The 1,766-nt window shown below is 59.9% G+C and carries 2 protein-coding genes; both read left to right on the top strand.

The window, feature by feature from the left end:
- A partial coding sequence (locus tag AB2B41_RS23210; protein WP_367880202.1) for a DUF5681 domain-containing protein occupies window positions 1-306 on the top strand: 306 nt, incomplete at its 5' end.
- Entirely contained in the window at window positions 299-1,708 is a 1,410-nt protein-coding gene (terL, locus tag AB2B41_RS23205) for a phage terminase large subunit (protein WP_367880201.1), read from the top strand. The genes AB2B41_RS23210 and terL, both read left to right, overlap by 8 nt.
- The last annotated feature ends 58 nt before the right edge of the window (window positions 1,709-1,766 follow it).

Below are 1,766 nucleotides of genomic sequence, written 5' to 3'. Positions count from 1 at the left end.
CATGTCCAGGAAATGCTGTCTCGGCAGGTTACCATTACGGATGGCGGAAAGCGGCGACGCATCAGCGCACTCGAGGCCACCCTCATGCGGCTCGCGGAGCAAGGCTTGAAGGGGAATCCCCGGGCGATCGAAAAAATCCTGTCGCTGGCGAGTGAAATGGCAGCGGAGTTGGAGGCGAAACAGGAAAGCCGTGCCCTCGCACAAACCGACGAAGACATCCTGGCGCGGTTTGAGGCGAGCTTGATTGCCGGGCCGGCGGTTGGTGCCGAACAAGAAAAAATAAGCGGAGGTGAGCCCGATGAATGAGCTCAATCGCGCCGACTTGTTACGAGCAGTACTGCGACGTGACCTCTCCAGCTTCATCCAGCGCGCCTTCGTGACCGTGGATCCCGGCGCGAGATATCGGCATGGCTGGCATGTGGATGCCATCGCGTGGCAGCTTCAACGGATAGCGTCGGGCGACATCCGTCGACTGATCATCACCATGCCTCCCCGTTCGATGAAGTCGATCGCGGCGTCTGTCGCGTTCCCGGCTTACCTCCTCGGCCAAGATCCAAGCCAGCAGATCGTCGCGGTGTCCTACTCGGACATTCTGGCCGAGAAGTTGGCGCTAGATTGTCTGAAGGTCATCGAAGCCCCGTGGTATCGCAGTATCTTCCCGGCGACGCGGCTCGCCCGAGGTCGGACGCGACGAGCGGACTTTGCTACGACGCGCGGAGGCGGTCGGTTCTCGACGAGCATTGGCGGGACCCTGACGGGCCGGGGGGGCAACGTCATCCTGATCGACGATCCGCACAAACCTGAAGATGCGACGTCAGAGGTCAAACGACTGGCCGTGCTGGACTGGTTCAGGTCGACCCTTTTGAGCCGTCAGAATGATCCTGCAACCTCAGCCATCGTGTTGATTCAGCAACGGGTGCACGAGGAAGATCTTGCCGGAATGCTGCTAGAAAGCGGCGGTTGGACCCATCTCGACCTTCCTGCGATCGCCGAGGAACACCAGGTGATCGATCTGGGCCGGCGTGGCGCGATCACGCGTAGTCCCGGTCATTTGCTCCACCCGGAGCGGTTATCCCAAGCTATTCTTGATGAGCGAAGGGCGGAACTCGGGTCGTATCTGTTTGCGGCGCAGTACCAGCAGCGGCCGGCGCCGCTCGGTGGCGGGCTGATCAAGTGGAACTGGTTTTCGACCTATGCCGAGCCGCCGAAACCGGTGTCTGGCGATCGCATTGTCCAAAGTTGGGATACGGCATCGAAGGCGGACGAAGCTAATGATTGGTCTGTCTGCACGACCTGGCGGGTAAGGGAGCGGCAAGCCTGGCTCCTCGATGTGCATCGGGTTCGTCTCGAGTTTCCGGAGTTGAGGCGTCTGATCCCCGAGCTGGCAAAAAATTGGGGAGCGAAACTGATCCTGATCGAGGAAGCCGGATCGGGTATACAGCTGCTCCAGGACTTGCGGCACGAGGGTCGCCATAGCGTCCGCGGCCTCGTTCCGAAGGACGACAAGCCAACCCGTTTGCTTTCGGTCTCGCACCTGATCGAGGGTGGTCAGATATTCGTGCCTTCTGAGGCTGCGTGGCTCGCAGACTTCCAGAGGGAAGCGACATTATTCCCGAACGGCAAGCATGACGATCAGGTAGATAGCCTGACGCTGTTTCTACGATGGTTTGCGGAGCCTGCGGTCGTACCAAGGATAAGGCGCCTCTAATGTCTGAACTGCTTCATACAAAAACTGAATGCCGGATGCCTCTTCGGGCAGCTCTGCC

It is taken from the genome of Sulfitobacter sediminis (assembly GCF_040811725.1).
Lineage (GTDB): Bacteria > Pseudomonadota > Alphaproteobacteria > Rhodobacterales > Rhodobacteraceae > Sulfitobacter > Sulfitobacter sediminis.
This window is presented reverse-complemented; position numbering and strand designations above follow the sequence as displayed.

Bases quoted from the DNA above. Each gene is read 5' to 3' on its own strand.
- terL (WP_367880201.1), top strand. From the start codon at position 299: ATGAATGAGCTCAATCGCGCCGACTTGTTACGAGCAGTACTGCGACGT.